The 387-nt window shown below is 58.9% G+C and carries 1 protein-coding gene; it reads left to right on the forward strand.

Features of this window, described 5'->3' with window-relative positions; all coding sequences use genetic code 11:
- Positions 1 to 140 precede the first annotated feature (140 nt).
- The coding region (locus tag AAZQ98_RS17645; RefSeq protein WP_434694142.1) for a 5-oxoproline transporter, DUF969 family subunit at positions 141 to 387 on the forward strand (247 nt) is incomplete at its 3' end.

Genomic DNA, 387 nt, shown 5'->3' on the forward strand with positions numbered 1-387 from the left:
GAGATCAACAGTTGCCATGACATAAGGGTGGCGCCGAGATCCCTCCCGGTCAACACGTTTTCTGGGTAGAGACACCTTCAGGCGGTCCGATCGCTTCTAAAGTGACGCCACAACACCCCAGAACACGAGAGGAGCGCACCATGTGGGTTTTACTCGCCGTGGCGATCGTCGTCATCGGCTTTGCCTTGCGGCTCAATGCCATGCTCGTGGTAGCCGTCGCAGGAATCGCTGCCGGCCTCATCGCCGGAATGTCACCGGTCAAGCTCATCGAGACCTTCGGAACTGGATTCGCCAGTTCGCGTTCCGTGACGGTCTTCATCGTCGTGTTACCCGTTATCGGGTTGCTCGAACGCCACGGTCTCATGCAGCAGGCCGGCCGCTTGATGT

Source organism: Glutamicibacter sp. Je.9.36, assembly GCF_051129975.1.
Classification (GTDB): Bacteria; Actinomycetota; Actinomycetes; order Actinomycetales; family Micrococcaceae; genus Glutamicibacter.